The sequence below is a fragment of the Halanaerobium sp. genome (assembly GCF_003070835.1).
In genome coordinates, this window is record NZ_QBLR01000029.1 from 1 (window position 1) to 26,018 (window position 26,018).

General features: G+C 35.3%; 23 protein-coding genes and 1 other annotated feature. Of the genes, 3 read left to right on the forward strand and 20 right to left on the reverse strand.

Translation table 11 applies throughout. The features are described 5' to 3' along the window. The first annotated feature begins 81 nt into the window (after window positions 1-81). Window positions 82-312 carry a hypothetical protein gene (locus CI949_RS05175; RefSeq protein ID WP_290763636.1) on the forward strand — a complete coding sequence of 77 codons (231 nt, stop codon included), beginning with the start codon at window positions 82-84 and terminating at the stop codon, window positions 310-312. Window positions 313-387: 75 nt separating this feature from the next. On the opposite strand, the gene CI949_RS05180 is transcribed toward CI949_RS05175, so the two are convergent. Then, complete coding sequence (locus tag CI949_RS05180; protein WP_108141079.1) at window positions 388-1,845, reverse strand: gluconokinase; 1,458 nt, start codon at window positions 1,843-1,845, stop codon at window positions 388-390. 179 nt (window positions 1,846-2,024) lie between these two features. On the opposite strand from CI949_RS05180, the gene CI949_RS05185 reads away from it, so the two are divergent. After that, window positions 2,025-2,762 carry a YaaA family protein gene (locus tag CI949_RS05185; RefSeq protein ID WP_108141077.1) on the forward strand — a complete coding sequence of 246 codons (738 nt, stop codon included), beginning with the start codon at window positions 2,025-2,027 and terminating at the stop codon, window positions 2,760-2,762. 85 nt (window positions 2,763-2,847) lie between these two features. Here CI949_RS05185 and CI949_RS05190 read toward each other — a convergent pair whose 3' ends face one another. The 14 genes from CI949_RS05190 to ald all read right to left on the reverse strand — a co-directional run bounded on the left by CI949_RS05190 (window position 2,848) and on the right by ald (window position 20,459). Beyond that, a complete protein-coding gene (locus tag CI949_RS05190) occupies window positions 2,848-3,735 on the reverse strand; it encodes an SMP-30/gluconolactonase/LRE family protein (protein ID WP_219909380.1) in 888 nt (295 codons plus the stop codon). A 16-nt stretch (window positions 3,736-3,751) separates the two neighbouring features. Beyond that, a complete protein-coding gene (locus tag CI949_RS05195) occupies window positions 3,752-5,035 on the reverse strand; it encodes an iron-containing alcohol dehydrogenase (protein WP_290763644.1) in 1,284 nt (427 codons plus the stop codon). Window positions 5,036-5,098: 63 nt separating this feature from the next. Further along, complete coding sequence (locus CI949_RS05200; protein ID WP_108141073.1) at window positions 5,099-6,052, reverse strand: 2-hydroxyacid dehydrogenase; 954 nt, start codon at window positions 6,050-6,052, stop codon at window positions 5,099-5,101. Between the two features lie 27 nt (window positions 6,053-6,079). Next, a complete protein-coding gene (locus tag CI949_RS05205) occupies window positions 6,080-6,850 on the reverse strand; it encodes a TerB family tellurite resistance protein (protein WP_108141071.1) in 771 nt (256 codons plus the stop codon). Between the two features lie 59 nt (window positions 6,851-6,909). Beyond that, entirely contained in the window at window positions 6,910-7,677 is a 768-nt protein-coding gene (locus CI949_RS05210; protein ID WP_108141069.1) for an ABC transporter permease, read from the reverse strand. Continuing rightward, the gene (locus CI949_RS05215; RefSeq protein WP_290763651.1) at window positions 7,667-8,587 is read right to left on the reverse strand and encodes an ABC transporter ATP-binding protein; all 921 of its coding nucleotides are present in this window, start codon (window positions 8,585-8,587) and stop codon (window positions 7,667-7,669) included. The genes CI949_RS05210 and CI949_RS05215 overlap by 11 nt, the downstream gene beginning before the upstream one ends. 62 nt (window positions 8,588-8,649) lie before the next feature. Continuing rightward, window positions 8,650-10,017, reverse strand: a complete 1,368-nt coding sequence (locus tag CI949_RS05220) for an MATE family efflux transporter (protein ID WP_290763660.1) — start codon at window positions 10,015-10,017, stop codon at window positions 8,650-8,652. 271 nt (window positions 10,018-10,288) lie between these two features. Next, a complete protein-coding gene (gene nrdJ, locus CI949_RS05225) occupies window positions 10,289-12,679 on the reverse strand; it encodes a ribonucleoside-triphosphate reductase, adenosylcobalamin-dependent (protein WP_108141067.1) in 2,391 nt (796 codons plus the stop codon). A gap of 255 nt (window positions 12,680-12,934) precedes the next feature. Then, window positions 12,935-13,894, reverse strand: coding sequence for a sugar kinase (locus CI949_RS05230; protein WP_290763664.1), 960 nt, complete (start codon window positions 13,892-13,894; stop codon window positions 12,935-12,937). 104 nt (window positions 13,895-13,998) lie between these two features. Then, window positions 13,999-15,021, reverse strand: a complete 1,023-nt coding sequence (locus tag CI949_RS05235) for a sugar kinase (RefSeq protein WP_290763667.1) — start codon at window positions 15,019-15,021, stop codon at window positions 13,999-14,001. 443 nt (window positions 15,022-15,464) lie between these two features. Beyond that, window positions 15,465-16,115: a bifunctional 2-keto-4-hydroxyglutarate aldolase/2-keto-3-deoxy-6-phosphogluconate aldolase gene (locus CI949_RS05240; protein WP_133531172.1), complete on the reverse strand. Its 651-nt coding sequence runs from the start codon at window positions 16,113-16,115 to the stop codon at window positions 15,465-15,467. Between the two features lie 341 nt (window positions 16,116-16,456). Then, window positions 16,457-17,725 (reverse strand): serine--tRNA ligase, encoded by a 1,269-nt coding sequence (serS, locus tag CI949_RS05245; protein WP_290763672.1) that lies wholly within the window; start codon window positions 17,723-17,725, stop codon window positions 16,457-16,459. A 70-nt stretch (window positions 17,726-17,795) separates the two neighbouring features. After that, window positions 17,796-18,010 (reverse strand) — a binding site (T-box leader). A gap of 140 nt (window positions 18,011-18,150) precedes the next feature. After that, a complete protein-coding gene (gene alr, locus CI949_RS05250; RefSeq protein ID WP_290763676.1) occupies window positions 18,151-19,278 on the reverse strand; it encodes an alanine racemase in 1,128 nt (375 codons plus the stop codon). A 56-nt stretch (window positions 19,279-19,334) separates the two neighbouring features. Then, window positions 19,335-20,459: an alanine dehydrogenase gene (gene ald / locus CI949_RS05255; protein ID WP_290763679.1), complete on the reverse strand. Its 1,125-nt coding sequence runs from the start codon at window positions 20,457-20,459 to the stop codon at window positions 19,335-19,337. Between the two features lie 163 nt (window positions 20,460-20,622). Between ald and CI949_RS05260 the strand changes: the two genes are divergently transcribed. After that, window positions 20,623-21,018 (forward strand): NifB/NifX family molybdenum-iron cluster-binding protein, encoded by a 396-nt coding sequence (locus CI949_RS05260; protein WP_108141053.1) that lies wholly within the window; start codon window positions 20,623-20,625, stop codon window positions 21,016-21,018. Between the two features lie 81 nt (window positions 21,019-21,099). On the opposite strand, the gene CI949_RS05265 is transcribed toward CI949_RS05260, so the two are convergent. The 5 genes from CI949_RS05265 to CI949_RS05285 all read right to left on the reverse strand — a co-directional run bounded on the left by CI949_RS05265 (window position 21,100) and on the right by CI949_RS05285 (window position 25,931). Continuing rightward, complete coding sequence (locus CI949_RS05265) at window positions 21,100-22,131, reverse strand: peptidyl-prolyl cis-trans isomerase (RefSeq protein WP_108142958.1); 1,032 nt, start codon at window positions 22,129-22,131, stop codon at window positions 21,100-21,102. Between the two features lie 191 nt (window positions 22,132-22,322). Then, window positions 22,323-23,711, reverse strand: coding sequence for a PTS fructose transporter subunit IIC (locus CI949_RS05270; RefSeq protein ID WP_108142960.1), 1,389 nt, complete (start codon window positions 23,709-23,711; stop codon window positions 22,323-22,325). Between the two features lie 32 nt (window positions 23,712-23,743). Further along, window positions 23,744-24,193, reverse strand: a complete 450-nt coding sequence (locus CI949_RS05275) for a PTS sugar transporter subunit IIA (RefSeq protein WP_108142962.1) — start codon at window positions 24,191-24,193, stop codon at window positions 23,744-23,746. 21 nt (window positions 24,194-24,214) lie between these two features. Then, on the reverse strand, window positions 24,215-25,147 hold the full coding sequence (gene pfkB / locus CI949_RS05280) for a 1-phosphofructokinase (RefSeq protein WP_108142964.1): 933 nt from the start codon (window positions 25,145-25,147) through the stop codon (window positions 24,215-24,217). A gap of 22 nt (window positions 25,148-25,169) precedes the next feature. After that, window positions 25,170-25,931, reverse strand: a complete 762-nt coding sequence (locus CI949_RS05285) for a DeoR/GlpR family DNA-binding transcription regulator (RefSeq protein ID WP_108142966.1) — start codon at window positions 25,929-25,931, stop codon at window positions 25,170-25,172. Window positions 25,932-26,018 lie beyond the last annotated feature (87 nt).

The following is a 26,018-nucleotide window of genomic DNA, read 5'->3' on the forward strand; positions in this document are numbered from 1 at the left end:
CTATTACACATAAGCAAACCTTTAATATAAGATTAGACAAGATGTTGTTCGAGATTTGCCGGTCAAATATATTTCTATTCTATGATAGTAAAAGCTATTCAAAAAAATAATTTAAAACCAGCTGAAAAGAATGATTCTATTGAAAAAATCAGAGCAACAGATAAATTATCAGCTTATATGATTGCCGATGAATTCCATCCGTTAATTGATAATAAAGTTCTTGATATTATGAATGAGGGTATCGAAGAGATAGAATTTAAAGCTCTTAATTTTATCTTAAATAAATTTAGTCTCTCTTATTTTGATAGATAATAATTATTAAATTAATTAAGAGCAGATATCACTTTTTTAATTAGTCATATCTGCTCAGATAATCAACGGGATAATTTAATTTCCTTTAAACGTAAAGACTTCGTAATTTTCCTGCAGATGCTGATATACTCTGCAGAAATGCTGGTATTTAGATTCTAAATAAGAAGAAAAATCAGAATCTCCCTCATTATTAACTTTTTTATATTCCGGCAAATATTTTAATAAATCCTGATAAGCTACTCCATCAACAACTTTAATTCCCATCATAGCAGCGCCTATAGCCGTATTTTGATTATAATCAGGAATATATTTAATTTCACCAAGCAAATAAGAAATTAATTTCATAAAATGATCTGTCAATCCAAGGCCGCCAGTCATTATAAGCTCAACCTGATCACTACTATTTAATCTTCGTAAATCTTCATAAATAAGTTTTAAATGAAAAGCAATACTTTCATAAACAGCAAGAACCATATCGCCTCGGTTGTGATTTAAAGAAAGTCCATAAAATAAAGCTCTTGTCTTTTCATTATAACTGGGTGCTCTCTCTCCCATCATTGTTGGAATGTAAATAATCTCATTGCCCTGATAAGGTATTTTAGGCAGGTTATCTCTGCTAAATTTTTTAATATCTTTATATTCTAATTGCTTTTTAAACCAATTTAAAACCACACCGGCACCATTAGTGGCCTCACCAGTTATATAAAAATCCTCATCGATAAAATAATTCCAGGCTCTACCTTTAGGATCATAACTATATTCAGATGAAGTATATCGAACTGCAGAACTTGAACCAGCTGTTAATACAATTTTACTTTTATCTATTGAACCTGCTCCCAGATTGGCCAGAGCTCCATCAGTGGATCCTAAAATTCCTTTAGTTTCTTTTCCATTAATTTTAAATTTAAAAATATGATGGCCGGAATAAACTTTTGCTAAATCATTTTCAGTTAAATCAAGAATTTGCAATATTTTTTTATCATATTCTTTCTTTAATGAATTAAAAATGCCTGAGGTTGAGGCAAGGGAATAATCTGTTTTCCACTTTCCGCTTAATTTAAAAATAATATATTCTTTGATTGAAACATATTTATCTATCTTCTCATGTATATTTTCTTTTAACCACATTATTTTAGCCGGCCAGTAAGAAGAATGGAGGGGACAGCCAGTTCTAGAATAAAATAAATCTGATTTATAATTTTGGCTCAGCTGATCCCTGTATTTTTCTCCCCTGCTGTCAGCCCAAATAATTAAATTGCTCAATTTATTTCCTTTTTCATTTACAGCCATAATACTGTGCATCACTGAACAAAAGATTATATATAAGTCTTCCTGTCCAAACTTCTCTATAACTTCAGCCAGCAAAGTATAAACTGCATCAAATATCTGATCCGGGTCCTGCTCTGCCCAGCCCTGTTGAGGAGAAAAAAGATCATATTTAATAGAATTTTCATGTTTTAATACTAAATTTTCTGTAACAACATCAATCCTGACACCATTTGTACCGATATCAAGTCCAGCAAATAATTTCATTTCGCTCACCAGTCCCTCTATATAAACATTTTTCTATATATTAAACTATATTCTTTACAAAATATTGAAATCCTTGTTTTAATTTAGTAGATAAGAGGTATCTCTTTTCCTTTCTTGAATATATTAAATAAGAAAATAATTTAATTATATAAAAGTAATTAGAGAAAGGAATGAATAAAATGAAAATAATTTTATCACCGAGCAAAACTCAGAATCATGAAAGACAGAGAGAAGAAAAAGGTAAAAAAATTCTAAAAGAAGATATGACTAAAAAGTTATTCAATTACCTTAAGTCACTTGCAAAAGATGAGTTGGGAAAAGAACTTGATATTCAGGGTAAGCTTTTAGATAGAACTTATGCGCTTTATCAGGAACACAATTTTGAAGATCAGACTCTCCCGGCTATTGAATGTTACAATGGATCAGCATTTAAGCAGATTGATATAGCTAATTATAATAAAGACCAGTTTTCATATATGCAGGATAAGCTAATTATAATTTCTCCCATGTATGGGCCCTTACATTCAAATACTGAAATTTGGCCTTACAGACTTGAAATGAGGCTGAAACCTGATAATATTAATCTAAATGAATACTGGCAGGAAGTAATTAAAGACTACTTTGCTGATGTTGATTTAATTATCAATTTAGCTTCCAATGAATACAGTAAGATAGTTGAAAATAATTATCAGGGAGAAATAATTGATTTTTACTTTAAAGAAGAAAACGAGGACGGCAGCCTTAAAACAGTTGGCTATTATGTTAAGCATAATAGAGGTAAACTTCTAAATGAACTGGTTAAAAACCAAATTGAAAGCACAGACCAAATAAAAAATATTAATCTAGATGGATATGTGTTTAATGAAGAAAAATCTTCCGAAAGTGAATTTTATTTTATTAAACCCTTTGAAAAATAATATTATTTGTAATTTAAAAACCCGCTCCAGGGCGGGTTTTTATCATTTAGAATAATTATTTAGACTAAAGTTTATTTCCAAATTATTAAACTTCAAACTTAACCCCAGCTAAGCCTTTAACTCCAGCCTGATATCTAAAAATTCCTCCAGCAAGTGGCTGCGCTTCTTTTTCTTCTTCACTTAAACCAACACTGGCAGTTGTGATATATAGTTCATCCAGATTTTTACCGCCAAAAGCACAGGAAGTAACATTAGAAACTGGAAGCTGAACAGAATCTATCTTCTCTCCGCTGTTTGGATTCCATCTTGATACCTGTCCCCCACCAAAGTGTGCTATCCAGAGCTTGCCTTCTGCATCAATAGTCATTCCATCCGGCACTCCTTCAGCTTCTGCAAAAGAAATGATTACTCTTTTATTTGTAATCTCAGCAGTTTCCAGATCATAATCAAAAGCCAAAACTTCTTTAGTTGGTGAGTCTATATAATACATTGTCTTATTATCAAGACTCCAGGCCAGACCATTAGAAATTTTAACATTTTTAATCTTTTCCACTAAATTTAATTCCTGATCCAGACAGTACAAAGTCCCGAGTTCCCTTTTTTCTTCCAGATCCATAGTTCCCACCCAAAATCTACCTCTGCGGTCACACTTACCATCATTAAATCTTGTTTGATCGTTATTTGATTCTGGATTGACTAAAAATTCCTGCTCCGAAGTTTTGGCATCAATTAGATAGAGACCATCTTCTAGAGCAGCCAGCAGTTTCCCGTTTTCTGCTGGTATCAGGGCTCCTATCATTTTATCAAGCTGAATAAGCTCATTTTTAGCTGCTGCTGGATTATAGAGATTAATTGTCTTTCCCAAAATATCGACCCAGTATAAAAACTGTTTTTCTTGGTCCCAAAAAGGTCCTTCTGCAATTTGAGCCTTAGCATCCAAGACAAGCTCAAGTTTTTCATTAATTGTTTTCATCAAAATCAACCTCCTTTTATTCTTCCATATTTTTGATCAAGCTTAAATCTCCAGTTTTTGCAGCCTCTAATATTGGAGCCATATATTCATCTACCAGTGAGGCATCCAGTGGAATCGGCATATTCTTTAATTTCATCTCCAGCTGCGGATCTTTAGCAGCTTTTAAGGCTCTTTCGATATGCTGATCAGTAAATCCATCTAGTTCTAATAAAGTGGTTGGAAAATCAATTTTTTCTGCAAAACTGATCATTCCGTTGGCGACTGCTTCCCCTAATTTTCGGTCTTCCAGCTTATCAATATTCTCTTCTAAATAACCATTTCTCTTAAAAATATTGCCGATTACTCTAAGCTGGTCTTCAATTGCCGGAGCAAAAAAGACAGTATAGTAAATATTCATTATCCCACAGGCCCGACCGTGACTGCTTGCATCTACTAAAGAAAAACTGGTTAGATGACCGCCATTAGTACCACCTACCATAATCGAATAAGCTCCCAAATCGGTTGCCAGACCTAAAGCTTCCCGGGCTTCTGTATTTTGTAAGTCATTAACCACCTTAGGTGTGTTTTTAACTATCAGCTCAATTGCTGTAGAAGCAATTTCTTTTTCTAAATCATAATTTTCAGCGGCAATACCATAAAAAACTTCAAGACAGTGTGATATACCATCAAAAGCACCATCAAGAGTGACATCTAAAGGCATTGTCTTTGTTAACTCATAGTCAAAAACAGATTTTGTGGGAATCACAGCATCATCTACAATTAATTTTTTCTGCCCGCCTACTACATCTGTTACATTAGAATATTTTGTCAGATGAGCACCAGAACTCGCTGCAGTCTGCACAGCAATGGTTGGAGTTAAATGTTCTCTGCTGTGCTCTAAAGCTTCTGTTACCAAACCCGTGCCAAAATAGCTGTCTATATGAGGACTGTAATGACCGAGAGAAGCCACCACATCTGCAGCTTTAACTGCATCAATTGTGCTTCCTCCTCCAATGACTATTATGCAGTCAGGATTAAAAGTATGGATATATCCTGCTAGACGATAGACATCTTCCCGAGGAGCATTTGGATCTGCACCCGGCAGCACCCGATTCCCAGCTGTTTTTACCCTGTTTTTCTTAAGGGACTTTTGAATATCTCTGACAGCAGTTTCAAGATAGGTATCATTGGAGATTAATAAAGCATTATCCCCATACTCTTTAGCATATTCTCCTATCTCATCCAGAATTCCAACACCTAAAGCATATTCATCTCCTTTAAAATCATAAAGAATTTCTTCTGCCTTTTCTTTTAAATCCATCTTAGAGATACCACCTTTCAGAAAATATTTAAGTCAAAAAACATTTTAGCATCTAAAACTATTTTAACTTACCACATTTTGCGGCTTACCAGCCAGCCATTTTTCTATATTTGTAAATACTATCTCAGCTCTTTTCAAAAATGCCTCTTCTGTGGCAAAGGCGGTATGAGGAGTTAAGATAGTGTTTTTGGCATTTAAAAGTGGATGGTCTTCAGGAATCGGCGGCTCCATCTCAAAGACATCAATACCTGCCCCCGCAATTTCTTCCTTATTTAAAGCAGCGGCCAGTGCCTCACTATTAACTACTGGACCTCGAGCTGTATTGATTAATATGGCACTCTTTTTCATTTGAGCAATCTCCTCTGCCCCAATTAAGTCCACAGTCGAATCTTTAAGAGGTACATGCAGACTTACTATATCACTTTTCTGCATCAGCTCGACAATCGAAAGATATTCTACTCCCAGTTCCTCCCCTAATTGATGTTTTTTATGATCATCAACTAAAATATTACAGCCAAAAGCGTCTGCAATCCGGGCAGTCTTCTGACCGATTGAACCAAAACCAATTATACCAAATTTTTTACCAGCCAGCTCATTACCAATCAGTCCTTCTCTGGTTTTTCCAGCTCTGACTGCCTGATCTGAATCATTAATCTTCCGCATTAAATCAATAATCAAACCAAAAGCCAGCTCAGATACAGCCTGATTGGCATAACCAGAAGAATTGGAAACTAAAATATCATTTTCCTGACAGGCCTTCATTGCAATATGATCAAAACCTGTAAAAGCAACTGAAATCATCTTTAAATTTGGACATGAATTAATTACTTTCCCAGAAAGCGGCTGATTAGCAATAATTAATATATCAGCAAGCTCTGCCCTTTTTATCATTTCTGCCTCATCTTCTGCACGATTGGAATAAGCAATCAATTGATGTCCCTCTGCTTCAAATTTCTGCCGGTATTCTTCAATCTTCATCATCGAAATATTAATGGGCTCGATCATCACAATTTTCATTTTTTAACCCCCATTTTCCATCTAAATTTAAGCACCCTTTTCTTCTTTTATTTTCTCGTAAGCATCATTAATTTTTTTGAATTCCTGTTCAGCAAAATCCACAAATTCCTCCGGCAGTCCTTTACCAATTACATTATCAGGATGAAAATCCTTTGCCTTTTTGCGATATTGGCGTTTAACTTCTTTAAAATCTGCCTCAGGTGAACATTCTAAAATCTTATAATATTTCTCTAAATCAGATGTATCTACATACTGAGATCTAATACTTTCATATTGACTATCATTTATCCTAAAAATATTTTTTGCCTTTTTAATATATTGCTCTTCTTTATGATGAAAATCATTGTCTGCAACTGCTATTTTCATCAACAGATCAAACATTCCCAGAACTAAAGTCTGTTCATTTTTAAAATTATCATAAAACTGCTGAGCATATTCTTCAAAAGAATTATTTTTCTTTTTTGCTTCATCAAAAACTCTAATTGCCAGTTTGCGGGCTTCACCCTGCAGCTTGAGTTCATTTTTAATAAAACGGTCGATTGTTTTGATTTCAGCTCTACTGACTGTCCCATCTGCCTGAGCAAATTTTGCCAGCATCGAGAAGACACTGGTAAAAAAGATTGTCTGCTTTTCTTCCTGTTGATTTAAATTGTTCTGCTGTCTGTATGCCTGCTGATTACCAGCGGCATCACTATTTTGATCAAAATGATTACCAATAGCTGCTCCAATTACCGCCCCTAAAGGCCCACCAAAAGACCAGCCAACTGTTCCTCCAAGAATTTTTCCCATCCAGGACATAAATTTAACCTCCATTTAAATTGATTATGTTAATTTTTATAAATAAATTGGGTGTAAATTTAACTCTTAACCTTATACCCAATTTTAAATAAATAAGTTACTACTACAAGCAAAACAACAGCCAGACTGCTGATAATTAAAGCGGAAAAATAAGGTGAAATATCCGACTGACCAATAAAAGCAAAGCGAACTGCATCTACCATATAAAATACCGGGTTAAATAACGAAACTTCACTCCAGATTCCGGGCAGTCCTTTAACAGAATAAAAAACACCACTTAAAAAAGTCAACGGTGTAATAAAGAAATTGGAAAAAATTGAAACATGATCAAATTTTTCTGCCCATAAACCGGCAATGATTCCAAAAAGGGAAAATATCGAAGAAACCAGAACAGCAAAAAACAGCGCCAACAGTGGATGAGCAATTGCACCCCCATAAAAATAAATTGAAACTAGATAAGTGACAGTTCCTACTAAAAGCCCTCTCACCATGCCGCCAATCATAAAGCCCAGGCTTAATTCAATATAGGAAAAAGGGGCCAGCAAAAAGTCGATAATAATCCCATTATATTTGGCACCAATCAAAGAAGATGATGTATTGGCAAATGAATTCTGGATCAAACTCATCATTATCAATCCCGGTACAATAAAACTGATATAGGGAACTCCATAACCTGTAACCTCCCTATTTTGAAAAGAATAAGAAAATATTATTAAATAAAGACCGGTTGAAATTAAAGGAGCAAAGATTGTCTGAATAGCAACTTTAGTAAACCGCGCCACTTCGCGTCGAACCAAACTTAAAAAAGTGATAGAATTAATTGTCATCACCTCCTAAATTAGTTAACTTAATAAAGACATCTTCCAGTTTTGCACTTTCAATATCAATATCAACAATTTCTAAATTTAAATCATTAATCTTTTTAAGAATTTTATCTAAATCTCGTTTGGCAGTTTCAATTTCAATTTGTCGCTGATCATCATCTAATTCAAAATCAATTTCTACTAACTCTTCTTCCAGGCCATGAGCGGGATCAGCAAATTTAATTTTAATGATCTTTTTGTCTATAGAATTGATTAAACTTTCTTTGCTGTCCACTTTGACTATTTTACCTTTATTCATAATTGCAATCCGATCACAGAGATCCTCTGCTTCTTCCAGATAATGAGTAGTTAAAATAATAGTTTTCCCTTCTTCATTTAGTTTAATTACATATTCCCAGAGACTATTTCTCAACTCAACATCAACTCCAGCAGTTGGCTCATCTAAAACAATTATTTCTGGATCATGAACTAAAGCCTTGGCAATTAAAAGTCTTCTCTTCATTCCACCTGATAACTGTCTGGGACCTATTTCTGCCTTATCAGTCAGGCTTAAAGCGTTGAGCAGCTCATCAATTTTATCACTATTATCCTTAATTCCAAAATAACCTGAATGTATCTCAAGTGTTTCCCTAACAGTAAAATATGGATCAAAGGTTATTTCCTGGGGGACAATCCCTAAAGATTTTTTTGTCTCTCTATAATCATCGATAATATCCTTACCTAAAACTGTAACTGTTCCTGAATCCTTATGCACTAAGCCCCCCAAAATCCCAATCAAAGTACTCTTGCCAGCTCCATTAGGACCCAACAAACCAAAAAACTCACCTTTTTGAATATCTAAATTTATATCAGCCAAAGCCTGTAAATTACCATAACTTTTATTAATGTTTCTAATCTCAATTGCTGTAGACATTTTTTCCTCCTTGTATACCCTAAAATTAGGGCCCTTATCTTATTATCCCTCAGCCTATATATTTAAGCTGTTTTTCTCATTCTGGACATTGATTTTTTCATTGTAGATATTAGCCAGAAGGTCATTAACACAAAAGATACTGTTTCTGCAATTGGAAATGAAAACCAGACAGCATCCAGGCCAAAAAATTCTCCCAATAGATACATTCCAGGAACTAAAAATATCGCCTGTCTTAAGAAAGTAATAGCAAAACTGGGCATTCCCTTACCCACAGCCTGAAAAGTCGCCACTCCAATAATATTTAAAACCATAAAAAAGTAAGATAAACTCACTCTTTTTAGAGCTCCAACTCCTATATTCAATAGCTTAGGATCACTATTAAATAATCTAATGATCACCCCAGGAAACAGCTGAAAGACTATAAAACCAATTATCCCAAAACTTAAGGCAGCTGCACTACCAATTAAAATTGTTTTCTTCATCCGTTCTGGATTATTATGTCCATAATTATAGCCAACTATGGGCAGATATCCCTGAGTTAAACCAAAAACCATCATTAAAAAGAAAGACTGCATCCTAAAAATTAAACCCATAACAGCTATTGCAGTCGAAGAAAAAGCTCCTAAGATCAAATTAATAAATACAACTGCGACACTAAAAAGCAGCCGATTGGCCATCGCTGGAATACCTACATTATAGATTTCTTTGATAATTTGAAAATCAAATTCAAAATCCTCTAATTTTAAGGTTAACTCATTTTTATCACTGAATAAAACAAAAACAATAAAAATACCGCCAATAAAACGTGAAAATACAGTTGCATAGGCAGCCCCTGCTACTCCAAGTTGTGGAAAAGGCCCCAGACCAAAAATTAAAAAGGGGTCAATAATCATATTTAAAACTGCCCCAATGATCATTGTCAGCATTGGTACAAAAGTATTACCTTCTCCCCGCAAAATATAATTAAAAGTAGCCGGAATAAAAATTGCAATCGATCCAGTTAAAATTATATTTATATATTGATAACCTAAATCTATTAAGACCGGATCATCAGTAAATAATCTAATGATGTTTTCAGAGAAAAATATTCCGAGCAGTCCACCAAATATCCCATAAATTATAGCAATAAAAAAGACATGTTCTGCCACATTATTTGCCCGCTTTTTATTTCCCTGTCCTAAAAGTCTGGAAATCAGCGAACTTGTGCCAACACCTGTTCCAACTCCAATCGCAATTAAAAACATCTGTACCGGAAAAGAAATTGATAGCGCCGACAGAGCATCTGTACTCAAACGCCCTACATAGATACTATCTACTATATTATACATTGCCTGAATAATCATACCTATTATAGCAGGCGCAGATAGTTTAAACAGTAATTTTACTATTGGTTCTTCTCCCATTCGACTTGATTTTGATTTGAGTGCCATCTTAACCCTCCATTAGAACAAATTAATTTATCTTTGTCAGATTACGTCCATCATCTTTGGCTTTATATAAAATTTTTATCTCTATTAGAATATCTCACTATTTAAATATTCTATCACAAAAGCAGTAACTAATAAAATAATAGAACAAAATTTCCTTAACATTAAAAAACACCCTTACTGACAGTGAAATCAATCTCAGTAAGGGTGCTCTTCTTTAATTATTTTTTCGACATTATTCTACATAAATCGGGTGGTACACGGTGCCTGCACATTATCTTACAGGACAGGCTCCACTTTCACAGGAAGATTCATCGAGTTCTCTTTCTAAATACTCTGTTTCGTACTTAGAAACTAAGGAAGGATTAAATCTTTCCATCTCTTCCACCCGCTGATTGTATTCTTCTTCTGTGATTTCCTCATAAGGCATCAGATCATAGAAGTTGTCATTATAGGAAATAAAGGAAATACCTACTACGCTGTTCCAGTTTTCCCAGAGCCATTCTTCTACATCTTCCCACTCATCATCGCGAACATGAACGGTAATTGAAGCATTATGATCAACATAATTTTCCATAAACATCTTATAGGTTTCCAGTTGAGTTATTGCATCAACATCTCCCTTGACTTCTCCTTCTGGAGCTTTGACAGGGAATTCTACAACTAAAGTCTCTGGATCATCTGGGTCCTGACCAACTTCTGGATGGATTGGGTAGTCCAATTCTTCACAGACTCTAGCCAGTGGATCAGAAGCAGAAATTCTTACCCGGCGTACATAGTGGGCACTGTGAGAATAATGAAGACCACTTGATACTGTAGGCATCTGAGTCTGAGTTCCCTCAGGTTTTACAGTTGTAATCAATTTAGGCTCATTATCTCCTACTTCTTTGGCAATTTCTCTGGCTGCCTGATGAGCTACCTCACGCAGTTCTTCTAAGAGTTCTGCTTCCTGAGCTTCATTTAAATCAGCAGCATTTTTCATATCCTGCCAGCCGGTCAGGGAAGTTCCAATCAGTCTATCTCGCTTATTGATCTGATCCCACTCAGGTAACTCAAATTCAATTAAAGCCATTCTGTAACCTGCTCTGGCAGAGAGCTTCTGAGCTTCAAACATGGACTCTTTATCAATATTACCTTCTTCATCAACAAAAGCCATTACATTTAAGGAAGTTAAGTTACAGACACCTCTGGAGTCCAGCAGAATTTCAGCACAGGGGTTAACACCTTTAAAGTTTTCACGGCGTCGGCTGCCCTCTACAGCATTGATAAAGCCAGGCTCACCACTAAAGCGCATCTGCTTAACATGCCACTTTAACTGTTCTTTGGTAGGTTTGCCTTCATAGAAAATACTGTTATTACTCATCTGGCGGTGAGAAATTTCCTTATTAATTACCCACTCATCATCTTCTTTGACATATAAGTTGCTCTTTGCCTGAGCAATTTCTTTGTCATCTGCACTGAAGAGACAGATCTGAGATGAGCGTCTAACTCCACCAGAAACAACATTTTCGGCAACAATATTGGCTAAATCCATAGCATCAATTGGCTTTAACTTAACCCGATTAATATCATCTAAATCGCGGTCCGGCTTTTCTTTTAATAATTTATCGATTTTAGTAAACATCCGCTTTAAACTCTGATGTCCGGAAGCTGTACCACCAAAAGTCTTGAGTTTTTCACCTTTTGGACGCACAGAATCATAATTAAAGATAATTCTCTTTAGAGGACGATAAGCATGGTCAACTAAGAATTTAAAGTAGTATTCCAGTGACTGAATCCAGCCTTCTTTGGAATCTCCAACATTAATTGTTACTACATCATCTTCATCAAAGTCAAAGTCAGTATATTCCCTTCTTTCCTCTCTATCTACCGGCTCATAATATTTATGAATAACTTCGATATCGGTTCTAATCTTTGGCAGCTGCTCTACATCACGCGGCAGTACGCGGAAACCAACTCCACTACCGATCATCAGCAGATAAAATAAATCCTGGTAGGCTTTAAAACTGTCGATAACTGTAAAGGAACAGTTATAATTACTCATTCCATATTTTTTGGATGACTCTGTAGAAGCAGTCCAGAGTGTACGTCCGGCCAAAAAGTTTCTTAAATTATACACATTATCATAAAGTTTTTCTGCCTCTTTTTTTGTAGTCTGAGCCAGTGAGCAGTTATATTCCACTGCTCTTTTTACTGTTTCCCACCAGTATTCTCGACGCTGCTCTTCTTCTAACCAGCGTGAATATGTTCTATAATAAATAAATTCTCCCAGTTCTGTCGGAAAAGGATTGGGCTGGTGTTTGTATTTACTCAAAAATTCGTTGGTTAAAAGAGGATTTTCTTTTTCCCTCTTTCTGGATAATCTTGACTGCTGTCTTTTATTTCTGTATAAAATATATGACTTAGCTGTTGTCACATAGGCAGCCTTCATTAATTTTTCTTCCACTAAATCCTGAATTTCCTCTACTTTAGGTACCTGATCCTGATTATAGAACTCAGTAATTAGATCTGATTCTACATCCAGAGCAACCTGTTCCGCGTCATCTTCGGTCGCATCTTCTCCAGATTCGACCATTGCCCTGTAAATTGCCTTGGTGATCTTATCCCGACTATAAGCTACTTCTCTCTCGTCCCGCTTGATTACCGTCATGTCGGATTTACTCAAAATAAAAACCTCCTTGAAATTTTAATACATTTATATTATTTATTTATCTATTTATATCCTGAATTATAATTATAGCATAAAATTTATGATTTATAAATTAAATTTCCACTAAAAAAACTTGCTAGATAAACAGGAGTTCAATTTAAATCTCCCATAATAGGGCTCAGGCTAAATTTTAAAAAAAGATGAAAGACTCAGCTAAAATATTAGCAAGCCCTTCATCTCATAAAATTTATTATATTTTCGACAATATTACTAACGATGAATCTCTTCTTTTTTACCCTGATAAATCTCTACCTGTTCCCAGGTGGGTAAGCCTTCTATATCTCCCTTAACTGTAATACACAGAGCTCCAACCAAGTTAGCCAGTTCAACTGCCTCTCTAATCGGCATGTCTCTTAAAAGACCGGTAATTAATCCGGCTGCAAAGGCATCTCCAGCTCCAATTAAATCTACGATATTGTCTACACAGTAAGGCTCAACATGCTCAATCTGATCTCCCTGATAATATAATGCTCCTTTAGCACCAATCTTAAGCACTATCAGAGATCCAGGCTCCATCATTTGATAAAAACCTTTAATTATCTCTTCCGGGTCAGAAAGTCCAAGCAGAATTTCTCCCTCTTCAACTCCCGGCAGCAGCACATCAACCTGAGGGATTATATCTAACATTACTTCTCTCATTTCTTCTATAGAATCCCAGAGTTTAAGCCTCAAATTGGGATCAAATGAAATTTTTAAATCATTTTCCCGGGCCACCTTTAAAGCTTCAAAAAACGCTCCCTGAGCACTCTGACTCAAAGCTGGTGTGATTCCTGTTAAATGGAGATGCCTGGCCTTTTTAATATAGCTTTCATCAATATCTTCTTTTGCCAGATGGCTGGCAGCAGAATTATCACGGTAATAAAAAACTTTTGGCTCCTTAGTTGTATGCATTTCCTTAATTAACAAGCCAGTCCTGTGTTCTTCGTCTCTTCTTACCTGAGAGACATCCACACCTTCACCGCGGACAAAAAATTCTACATAATCCCCCAGTGGATCTTTCCCCAGTTTACTGATCCAGCCGGAATTAAAGCCAAGCCTTTTAACACCAATTGCAACATTGGATTCAGCTCCTGCTATATACTTCGAAAAATTATTTAAATACTTTAATGAACCTACCTCATTTGGTGCCATTGCCGCCATCGTCTCTCCAATTGTAACAAGATCAATCATTTAAAATTCCTCCTAAAATATAAAAATTTGCCTTTAATGCTAAAATTGCAAAAAAGGCCACAGCTAAGCTGCAGCCTTCTTTAAGGAATAGAATTATTAACTCTTTATCTTTTAACTCTACCGGAAGCATTTCCCCCAGCTAAAGTTTCTACCTCTTTTACACTTACATGGTTAAAGTCACCAGGAATTGACTGCTTTAAAGCAGACGCAGCAGCTCCAAACTCAGCAGCTTCCTGAAGTCCTTTTCCAGTTACCAGAGAATAAATTAAGCCACCTGCAAAGGAGTCTCCTCCTCCAACACGATCAATAATTGTGATCTCATATTTAGTTGACTGAACAAAGTTTTCTCCATCAAAGAGAATAACTAACCAGCCATTATTAGAAGCACTGTGGCTGATTCTTAAGTGACTACCAACTAATTCTAAATCAAAGCGGTCGATTAACTGCTTGGCAACATCTTTATAACCTTCAACATTTAAGTCACCACTGGTAATATCAGATCCACTCTTAATATCGAATACCATTTCGGCATCCTCTTCATTGGCAATTACAACATCAGTATATTCCATTAGGCCTTCCATTACCTGACCGGCTCTTTCTTTGCTCCAGAGCTTAGCGCGGTAATTTAAGTCACAGCTAACCTTGACTCCGTGCTTTTTAGCAGCTTTAACAGCTTCTAAAGTGACATCGGACATCTGCTCACTTAAAGCAGGTGTAATTCCTGTATAGTGGAACCAGTCTACATCAGCAAAAATTTCTTCCCAGTCAAAATCTGCACTTTCAGCTTCAGCAATTGCAGAATGAGCTCTATCGTAAACTACATTGGATGGTCTCTGACTTGCACCATTTTCACAGTAATAGATTCCTAAGCGGTTTCCACCACGAGCAATGTAATTAGCATCCACACCAAAACGGCGAATTTCGTTTAAAGCTGCCTGACCAATTGGATTGTCAGGTAACTTAGTTACAAAACGAGCATCCAGACCATAATTAGCTAAAGATACAGCAGTGTTTGCCTCTCCTCCACCATAAATCACATTAAATGTGTCAGCCTGAATAAAACGCTCATGGTTAGGTGGTGTCAAACGCAGCATAATTTCTCCAAAAGTAACGACTTTCTTAGACATAATATAAAAACCTCCTGATAATTTTTGAATTCAATTTAATTTAAATAAAACAATTTTATAATAATAATTAAGATGAACAAGAAAATAATTTTATAAACAGATGTACTTTGACTAATAAAATGTAACTTTCAGCTGACCAATCTGCTCACAGATATGAGAGCACTCCAGCCAACCTTCTTAACTAAAAGAAATGATATTAAATTTTTATGAATTAGAATTTTTATTAGAATAACTTAACATTCTTAACTAAAAAGAAATAGTATTAAATCTCATAAATTAAGAACTTTATCTAGAATAACTTAATGAAGATTTCTAATAAATCAGGTTGAAGGGCAGGACGCCCTGAACTGACCGTGCCACAGGAGGTGGCAATCGGGAAGTGGGCCTGATTTATTAGAAAGATGAATTCTAGTTATTCTTTAAAGTTATTTCTGAAATGAGATTTAATTCATTTCTGCTCTGGCTTCCTTAATCAACCTAATAAATTCTTTAGCAGTTTCTGTTACCTGCTCATAGTCACCAGTCTTGGCTCCCTTACTTAATGAACTACCAACACCTACTGCCAAACTGCCAGCTTTAATCCAGTCTTTAACATTATCTAAGCTAACTCCACCAGTAGGCATAAGTGGTGCCTGTGGTAAAGGTCCCTTAACAGCTTTGATAATTTTTGGTCCAAATAAAGTAGCAGGGAAAATCTTAATAATATCTGCACCAAACTTCATGGCTTTAACTACTTCAGTCACACTCATTGCACCCGGCATAACAGCCTTTTGATAGCGGTTACACATTGCTATTGTTTCTTCATCTAAAGAAGGAGAAACAATATACTCAGCTCCAGCTAAAATACAGGCACGAGCAGTTTCAGCATCTAAAACTGATCCTGCACCAATTAAAATTTCATCTCTGCTGTACTCATCAGTTAACTGCTTGATTACATCTAACGCACCCGGAACAGTCATTGTAATTTCAATAGCATCAATTCCACCAGCTTTTACCGCTTCCGTAATCTTTAATGCCTTTTCTGCATTTTCAGCTCTAACAACAGCAACAATCCCAGTTTCTTCAATTCTCTTTAAATCTTCAACTTTACTCATTAAATAAGCCTCCTTTTAATTTTAAACCTTTTTCAAAACAGCTCAGCATCCTATTCGAATCTCTCAGCCGGTATTTTAAGACAGTGTTTCTAATAGTAAAACACTGTTTTATTTATATCTCGTTTTATATTATTCTATACTCAGAACAATAATCCTTCTTTTTTTGCAAAAAAAATTAAAAAAATTTATAAAAAGCAAAAAGAGCCCCCAAAAGGGCCCTTTTGATTACAATATTATCTTTTAATGTAAAATGCTATCATATCATTATTTGAACCAGGTCCAAAAGATGTCTATTGGACCTGGTTCAAATGAAATTAATGAAATTGGTCAAATGAAGCTTATTACTTAATTATATCTGTTCCCATAAATGGTCTTAAGACCTCAGGCACTGTAACAGTTCCATCTTCATTCTGATAATTCTCCAGGATAGCTGCCACTGTTCTTCCAATTGCCAGACCTGATCCATTTAAAGTGTGGACAAATTCTGTACTGGCCTCTGGTTCAGGACGATAGCGAATTCCGGCTCTTCTGGCCTGAAAATCTTCGAAGTTTGAACAGGAAGAAATTTCTCTATAAGTTTCATAAGCAGGCATCCAGACTTCCAGATCATAAGTTTTAGCAGAAGAGAAAGTCAAATCCCCTGTACATAAGCTTACAACTCGGTAGGGAAGTTCCAGTTTCTGCAGCACATCTTCTGCATCTGCAGTAATTTTTTCTAATTCATCATAAGAATCTTCCGGCTTAACAAACTTAACCATTTCTACTTTGTTAAACTGGTGCTGACGGATAATTCCTCTGGTGTCACGCCCGTGAGCCCCGGCTTCTGCTCTAAAGCAGGCACTGTAGGCAGTTAAATACTCAGGCAGCTGTTCAACATCCAGAATTTCATCTCTGTACATATTTGTAACAGGCACCTCAGCTGTTGGAATCAAATAATAATCATGGCCTTCAAGTTTAAACATATCTTTTTTAAACTTGGGCAGCTGACCCGTCCCGGTCATACTATCTGCATTGGCAACAAATGGTGGAAAAACTTCCTTATAGCCGTGTTCATCTGTATGCAGGTTGAGCATAAAGTTGATTAGGGCTCTCTCTAATCTGGCACCTGCTCCTTTTAGAAAGGTAAAGCGAGTACCAGTAACCTTTCCACCTCTTTCAAAATCTAAGATATCTAAATCTTCTCCAATATCCCAGTGAGCCTTGAATTCGAAATCAAATTTTCTGGGCTCTCCCCATTTTCTAATTTCCTGATTATCCTCTTCATCTGTACCCACAGGTACACTCTGATGCGGAATATTAGGAATTGATAAAAGCAGCTCATTTAATTCTGCTTCAACCTCGGCTACCTGCTGGTCAAGTTCTTTAATTCTGGCAGAAACATCCTGCATCTCAGAAATTAAATCAGAAGCATCTTCTCCATTCCTCTTTAACTCACCAATTTTATCAGAATTAACATTACGCTTATGTTTTAACTGCTCAGCTTCATATAATAGATCGCGTCTTTTGTCATCAAGTTCCTGAAATTCTTTGACTGGTGACTCCATATTTCTTTTTTTCATTGCCTCTTCCAATACTTCTGGATTTTCTCTAATAAATCTCATATCTAACATTTTTATTCCTCCTTAAAATTTATTTTAAATTTAATTTTAAACTCGATAAAATAAAAAAACTCCTCCCTAAAAAAGGGACGAGAATGCTCGTGGTGCCACCCTAATGACAGCTTTTAAAATGCTGCCGCTTAAATAGATTTAACGGTCTCAACCGGTTCAGCTTACTCATGATTTTTCGGCCTCACAGCTCCAAACTGGATTCGATTATTAACTGGCTGATTTGCAGCAGCCATCAGCTTTCTAATTTCAGTTAATAAATCTACTAATGTCCTTCACAGCTTTTATATTACTGGCTATTTATTTATTATGCTAATTATATTACAGCTTTTTTCTAAATTCAAGTTAAAATTATTAAAAGTTTATTCTTTTTTAAGCAGCTTCTATAAATAATCTTATTAGATAGATTAGTTTATGCTAATTTAAGTCTAATCAAAATAAACTTTTTCCAGCCTCTCACTTAAATTACAGACAATCTCATAATTAATTGTACCACAGAGTTCGGCAATTTCGGCAGCTGATATCTCCTCATCTCCCTGATGGCCAATTAAGACAACTTCATCTCCAACTTCGGCATTCTTTATCTGATCAACACTGACAATAGTCTGACCCATACAGACCCTGCCTCTTATTGGTGCCCGCTGGCCTCTAATCAAAACCTCTCCCCGATTCGAAAGCAGTCTGGGATAACCATCTTTATAACCTATCGGAAGTACTGCCAGCTTTTCCTCACTATCAGTTTTATAAGTTGAACCATAACTGACAGCAGAACCGGCAGGAAGACTTCGAAGCTGTACAATCCTTGTTTTAAAAGATAGAAGCGGTTTAATTTCAGCCTCATTTCTTAATTGGTCAGACGGCAGCAGTCCATAGAGCATAATTCCAGGTCTGACTAAATCAAGAGAAGTTTTTTCTAAATCTATTACAGCTGCACTATTTGCTATATGTAATTGCGGTAATTTATAACCAGCAGCTCTAATTCTAGTTAAAGCAGTTTTAAATCTTTCAAGCTGAAGCTGAGAAAATTCTTTGTTCTGCTCATCAGCTCTAGCAAAATGAGAGAATATACCTTCTACTTTAATATATTTAAGTTCCTCAGCTAAATGATAAATTTCCGGTAACTCTTCCGGAAAGAATCCAATCCTTCCCATTCCGGTATCAAATTTTAAATGTACCTTCATTATTTTATCAGCTTTAGAACCAGCTTCATTTAAAGCCTTTAAAGTTTTTAAACTGGCAGCTGTCTGAATTAAATCACCTTTTATAATATCCTGGAACTGGGAAGCTAAAACCTCAGCTAAGACTAAGATTGGTTTTTTAATGCCGCTATTTCTCAATTCAATTCCTTCATCCGGACTGCCGACACAGAAATATTCTACTCCCAGCTGAGATAATTTTTTAGCCACCTGGACAGCTCCATGCCCATAGGCATTTGCTTTAACAACTGCAGCAATTTTTGTGTTCTTATTAATCTTACTGCGAATAAATTTATAATTTTCTTCTAAAGCACTGAGATCAATTTCAATCCAGGCTGGCCTTTTTAAATTTAGCTCCATCTTTTTACCTCCATCGACTGCTTCAACTTACTGCTATAAATATTCTTATGATTCATTTACTGCCATGATTCTAATAATTTATCTAAATTTTTGTATTCCTGATTAAAACTTTCGGCAACTGCCTGACAGATTATCTCTCCCTGATAAATATTTAAACCTAAGGCCAGTGAATAGTCATTAAGCATCGCCTTTTTATATCCCCGGGCAGCTAATTTTTTAATATAAGGCAGAGTTGCATTGGTCAGAGCAAAGGTTGAAGTTCTGGCAACTGCTCCCGGCATATTAGCCACCGAATAATGAATTACTCCGTGTTTAGTAAAGACTGGATCATCATGGGTTGTTGGATAAGTACCCTCTATACAGCCACCCTGGTCAATTGCTACATCAACAACTACAGAACCGTTGGTCATAGTTTTTATCATTTCTTCTGTAACCAGATTGGGTGCCTTGGCTCCGGGAATTAATACTGCCCCAATAACTACATCCGCTTCTTTTACTTCTTCAGCTACATGAGACTGATTGGACATTATTGTTTTAATTCCACAGGGAAAAGTGTCATCAATATAACGCATTGTTGACTGTTTTATATCCATAATTGTCACATCTGCTCCCATACCAAGGGCTATTTTGGCTGCATTACGACCAACTATACCTCCACCAATAACAACAACTTTAGCTGGTTTTACCCCCGGAACTCCACCCAGCAGCATTCCACTTCCACCTTTTGGCTTTTCCAGAAAAGAAGCTGCGGCCTGAACAGATAATCTACCTGCGACTTCACTCATCGGAGTTAAAAGCGGCAGCTCACTATCTTCTGTCTGAACAGTCTCATAAGCAACTGCAGTTACACCTCTTTCTTTCAGAGCTTCTGTTAATTCCTGATCTGCAGCTAAATGAAGATAAGTAAATAAAATTTGTCCTTCTTTAAATAAATTATATTCTTCTTTTAAAGGTTCTTTGACTTTAATGATCATTTCTGCCCGATCAAAGAGCTCTTTTTTGTCAGCTAGTATTTCTGCACCAGCCTCTTTATAATCCTGATCAGAAATACCGCTCCCCTTACCGGCATTTTTTTCAATTAAAATTTGATGTCCTGCTTTTTTTAAAATTTCAGTACCTGCAGCTGTTAAAGCTACTCGATTTTCGTTGTTTTTAATCTCTTTTGGCACAGCAATTATCATTAAAATCAGCTCCCCATTTAATTTTAAAGAAAATTTTATCTATAACCATAATATCAGATATATTCTTTTATTAAAAGTGATTTATTTTTAGTTTTTGACATATGTTATTAATTAATGCTATAATTTCTTTATAAATTATCTTATTTTTAAAGGTGGTGAATTAATGAATTTAAAAGTTGCTCTGGCTACAAATGATGGGAAAACTTTTGTCAGCAGTCATTTTGGAGAAGCTAATGAATATTACATATATGATATTGACAGCAAAAATTATCAATATCTTAAATCAGCAGCGAATAATTCTACTGAAGAGAAAATGCACGCAGATCCTAAAAAGGCAAAAAGTATAATTAAAATATTAGAAAAAGAAGGGGTTCAGATTGTCTGCAACCTTGCTTTTGGAGCTAATATTAAGCGGGTAAAAAAGAAATTAGTTCCAGTAATCACTTCTAAAACTAATTTAAATGACGGCCTGGAAGAACTGGTTGCTAATTATGATCAACTGCTTGAGCTCTGGAACAAAGGAGAAGAAAGAGATTACTTAAATTTAACGAAAAATTAGACCTTCTATTTTTAAATAAGCACAAAAAAAATTCCTGCCTTTTTCTAGGGCAGGAATTTTTATTTTCTTCATTTATTAATTTTATAATTGAATATCTATTTCTGCATCTTCTCTTAAGCCTTCAACAAATTCCTGAAAAGCCTGATTTTGTTTCTGACCTCTAAGCTGACTTTTAATTTGAGATTTAACTTCCTCAAATTCTCTAACTCCTGCTTCTCTAGAATCAGTAACTTTAATTAAATGAAAACCAAACTGAGTTTCTACTGGCTCAGCACTTACCTCTCCTACACTTAATTCCATTGCAGCATCACGGAAAGTTCTATCTAAACCCTGCTCATTAGCAGTTATAAATCCTAAATCTCCACCATTTTCTGCTGTAGGACCTGTAGAATGCTCTCTTGCCATTTCTGCAAAATCAGCACCATTATTAATCTCAGTTAATATTTCTTCAGCCTTTTCTTTCTCATCGAATAAAATATGGCTTACTTTTTTCTGTTCAGAAGTTTCGAACTGCTGCTGATTGCTGTCATAATATTCTTTAGCTTCTTCATCACTTACACTAACTTCATTTACTACTTCTTCTCTTAATTTATTTACCAGAAAACCATTCATATTATTTTCAAAAAACATATCTTTATACTGCTGCATGGATTCAAAACCCTGCTGCTGAATAGCCTGTTCCAGCTGTTCATCATTTAAATTGTTCTGCTGTTTTAAAGCATTTATCTGCTGATCAAAAATATTATTCATTTCCTGATCACTAACTTCAAGTCCTCTATTTTTAGCTTCCTGGACGAGCAGCTCATTTGTAACTAACTGTTCCAGCTTTAATTTCTGGAATTCATTAACTACTTCCTGACCCGCTTCTGTTTGTAAGATTACAGAGGCAAATTCCTGATTAGACTGTAATAGCTGCATTAAGATGTTTCTAACTCCAGCAAACTGTTCCAGTTCCTGCATCGAAATTTCTTCTCCATTTACATAAGCTGCAACTTCTGGAGTTTCTTCAGTTACTGTCTCATTAACATCTTCCATATCCTGAGCCATAACTGGAACTGATAAAACTAATAAAATTGCTACTGTGATAACTAAAATATTTTTCTTTAAATTCATTAATAAACACTCCCAATTTAAATATTCTAAATTTTTATCCATCGATAATTATTATACCATAAAATCCATTAGAAGCAAACAAGCTCAACTGATTCTAATCCTATTCTAATTATTAATAATAGCAGAAAGGAGATACCAAAATTGATATCTCCTTTAAGTTTAATATTTAACTTTTCATTTTACCAATCAGTCTATTCTTCTAATTTAGGTTTTAATATTCTCAGCATAAAAGCAGTTACAATTGTACCAGCTATAATTGCCAGTGCATAAAATCCAAGATTAGTTACAACATTTGGAATTGGCAGTACAAAAATTCCACCATGAGGAGCTCGTAAACCTACCCCAAATAACATTGATAGAGCACCTGTAATAGCAGAACCGGTCATAATTGAAGGGATGACTCTGATTGGATCAGCCGCAGCAAAAGGAATAGCACCTTCAGTTATAAAGGAAATCCCCATAAACCAGGCAGGCTTACCAGCTTCAATTTCCTGACGGGTAAATCTATTTTTAAATAATACAGTTGCCAGAGCAAGTCCTAAAGGAGGTGTCATACCAGCAGCCATAATTGCTGCCATTGGTCCATAAATTTCTGATCCTAAAAGACCAACTCCAAAAGTATAGGCAGCCTTATTAACAGGTCCACCCATATCAAAAGCCATCATTGCACCTAAAATAAGTCCAAGTAAAACTGCATTAGCATCTGTCATTCCCTGCAGCCATGATTCTAAGCCATTCATTATACCTTCCACAGGTGGTCCAATTAAATAAATCATTAAAAGTCCAACGATTAAACTGGCCAAAAATGGTAAAATTAATATCGGCATTAGACCCTGTAAATTTTCTGGCAGTTTAATTGTTTTCTTTAACCACTGAGTAATATATCCAGCTAAGAAACCTGCAATAATACCACCTAAGAAACCTGCACCTATACTGCTTGCCAGCATACCACCAATCATACCAGGAGCAATACCGGGACGATCAGCAATTGAGAAAGCAATATAACCAGCTAAAATTGGAACCATGAGAGCAAAGGCAGAATTTCCACCAATCTGCATTAAAGCAGCAGCAAGTGAACCTTCCTGTTCAGCCGCATTAATACCAAAGACAAAAGAAAGTGCAATTGAAAGACCACCAGCAACAACAAAGGGAAGCATAAATGAAACACCGGTCATTAAGTGTTTATATGCACCTGTTCTCTTTTCTTTACGCTTTGATTTTTCATCACTAACCTGAGAATAAAGATTTGAATCAACTTCACTTTTTTTGCCGGATTCAGCACCTTCAAGAGCCTGATTAATTAAAGCCTCCGCATCATTAATTGCATCAGCAACAGCCACTTCTACAATATACTTACCACCAAATCGATCTTTGCTGACATTGGTGTCAGCTGCGATAATTACAGCATCTGCTTCTTTGATATCCTGATCTGTTAATTCATTTTCCACACCAACAGATCCCTGAGTTTCTACCTTCATCTGCACATCCATTTTTTTGGCAGCTTCTTCTAAAGATTCAGAAGCCATATAGGTATGTGCTATCCCAGTTGGACAGGAAGTTACAGCAACAATTTTCTTCATAAACTAATCCTCCTCATTTTTTTGAAATCTATTTAGATATTTTCCAGCACACTCATTACCTCTTCTTCATCCTTGGCTTCTAAGAGGCTGTTCCTAAAATCATCATGAATTAAATTTCTGGACAGTTTAGCTAATAATTTTAAATGCTCATCATGAGATTCTTCGGGAACAGTGATTAAGAAAAATAAATAGCTTGGTTTTTCATCCATAGAACCATAATCAATACCTTTTTCTGAACGGCCAAAGGCAACTGCAGGTCTTTTAACTGCTGAGCTTTTTACATGTGGAATGGCAACCCCTTTTCCAACTCCAGTTGTACCTTTTTCTTCTCTTTCCATCGCTTTTTTGATTACTTCTTCTTTATCAGTTATTATTTCATTTTCAGCCATGATTTCAATCATTTCTTTAATTACTGAATCTTTGTCCTCACTTGTTAAATTCATTTTAATCAAATTTTGATTAATAAATTCATTTACTTCCATTATTATACCCCTTTTCTTTGCTTAATAAATTTTTTCTACTTTAGTACTATTTTTTATTCTCTCTATTAACTGGTCATCAATCTTAGAGATTGATCCACTTTCTACAAAAGCTGTTGCCAGCGCTGCAGCAAAAATACCTGTTTCCTTTAAATCCTGATCATTATCTATCTCAGCAGCCAGACCGGCAACCATTGTATCTCCAGCACCAACTGTTGTCTGAGAAACTTTTACCTGGGGAGTATAAATTCTATATCCCTCAGATTCAGAAGCAATAAATGCACCCTTTTCTCCCAGAGAAATCATTACAACACTTACTCCCTGATCAAGTAAATACTTAGCACCCTTTTTTAGATCATCATTGCTGTGTATTTTTCTTCCCAACAAATTTTCAAGTTCTTCTAAATTAGGTTTAACTAAATAGGGAGCCTTTTTTAAAGCCAGTTTGAATTCTTCCCCTGAACTATCTAAAATAACCCTTGCCTCTTTTTCTTTTGCTTTTTCAATTAACACAGCATAAATGTCTTTATCTACACCAGCAGGCAAACTTCCTGAAAGAACAAATGTCTTGTTTTTCTTAACTGACTTTTCAAATAAAACGATAAAATCATTAACATTTTCCTCACTTACTCTACCCGCTTCATTAATTTCAGTTTCCCGATTAGTTTCTTTTTCTTTAATCTTTAAATTTTGTCTTGTTTCAAAATCAGACCAGATAAAGTCGGAATTAACACCTCGATTTTCAAGCATTGAAGTAATTGTCCGGCCATTATTGCCGCCAACTATACCAAGCGCTTTATTTTCCACCTTTAATTCTGTCAAAACTTCAGAAACATTTATTCCTTTTCCTCCAGCCAAAACTGTAGTTTCCTTAACCCTATTTAATTTACCAACTTTTAAATTATCCAAAATAATTATTTTATCGAGGGCTGGATTCAAAGTCACTGTCAATATCATCTGCTCACCTCCATTATTTATTTTAAGCTAGAATAACTTCAATCTTTTCCTGTTCAAGACTTTTTTTCTTATTCTCCTGGATAAAATCTGTGATAATAAAATCTATCTGATTTAATTCAGCAAATCTATAAAAATAAATTTCCTCCCATTTGCTCTGATCAAATATTAGGAAATTCTCGCCAGCTATTTTTAAAGCAATCTCCTTGAGTTTTGCCTCATTTAAATCAGGTGTTGTCGCTGCCGATTCTAAATTAAAACCATTTGAGCCAATAAAACACTTATCTACCCTTAATTTTTTCAGACTATCTTCTGCCATTGGTCCAATCATAGCTTCAGTTGACCACTTAAAATTACCACCAATAACTACAAGTTCACAGTCAAGATCATTCTCATTTATTTTATTAATAATATGAAGAGCGTGAGTTACTATCGTAAGATTCTTTTTTTCTGCTAAAAAATCAATAATATGACTGGTTGTTGTTCCGGCATCAATAAATACTGTATCTCCATCTTTTATGATTTCTGCTGCTTTTTTTCCAATAGCCTTTTTTTCATTGGCCAGTTTATCTTCTTTTTCTTTGAAAGTTGGTTCTAACTTACTGCTGCCGCTTAAGATCGCTCCTCCATGAGTTCGACGGAGAAATCCGTCTTTTTCTAATTCACTTAAATCTCTGCGGATTGTTGCACGTGAAACATCAAAATTTTGGCTTAGTTCATTAACACTTGCTCTTTTTTTATTTTCCAACAATTTTATAATTTGTTTTCTTCTCTCTTCAGCAAACATTAATAAAACCTCTTTTCACCATTTTTTATGTTTGTTTATGATTGTTTGTTTTCGTTTTTGTTCATTTATGATTATATAGTATTCGTT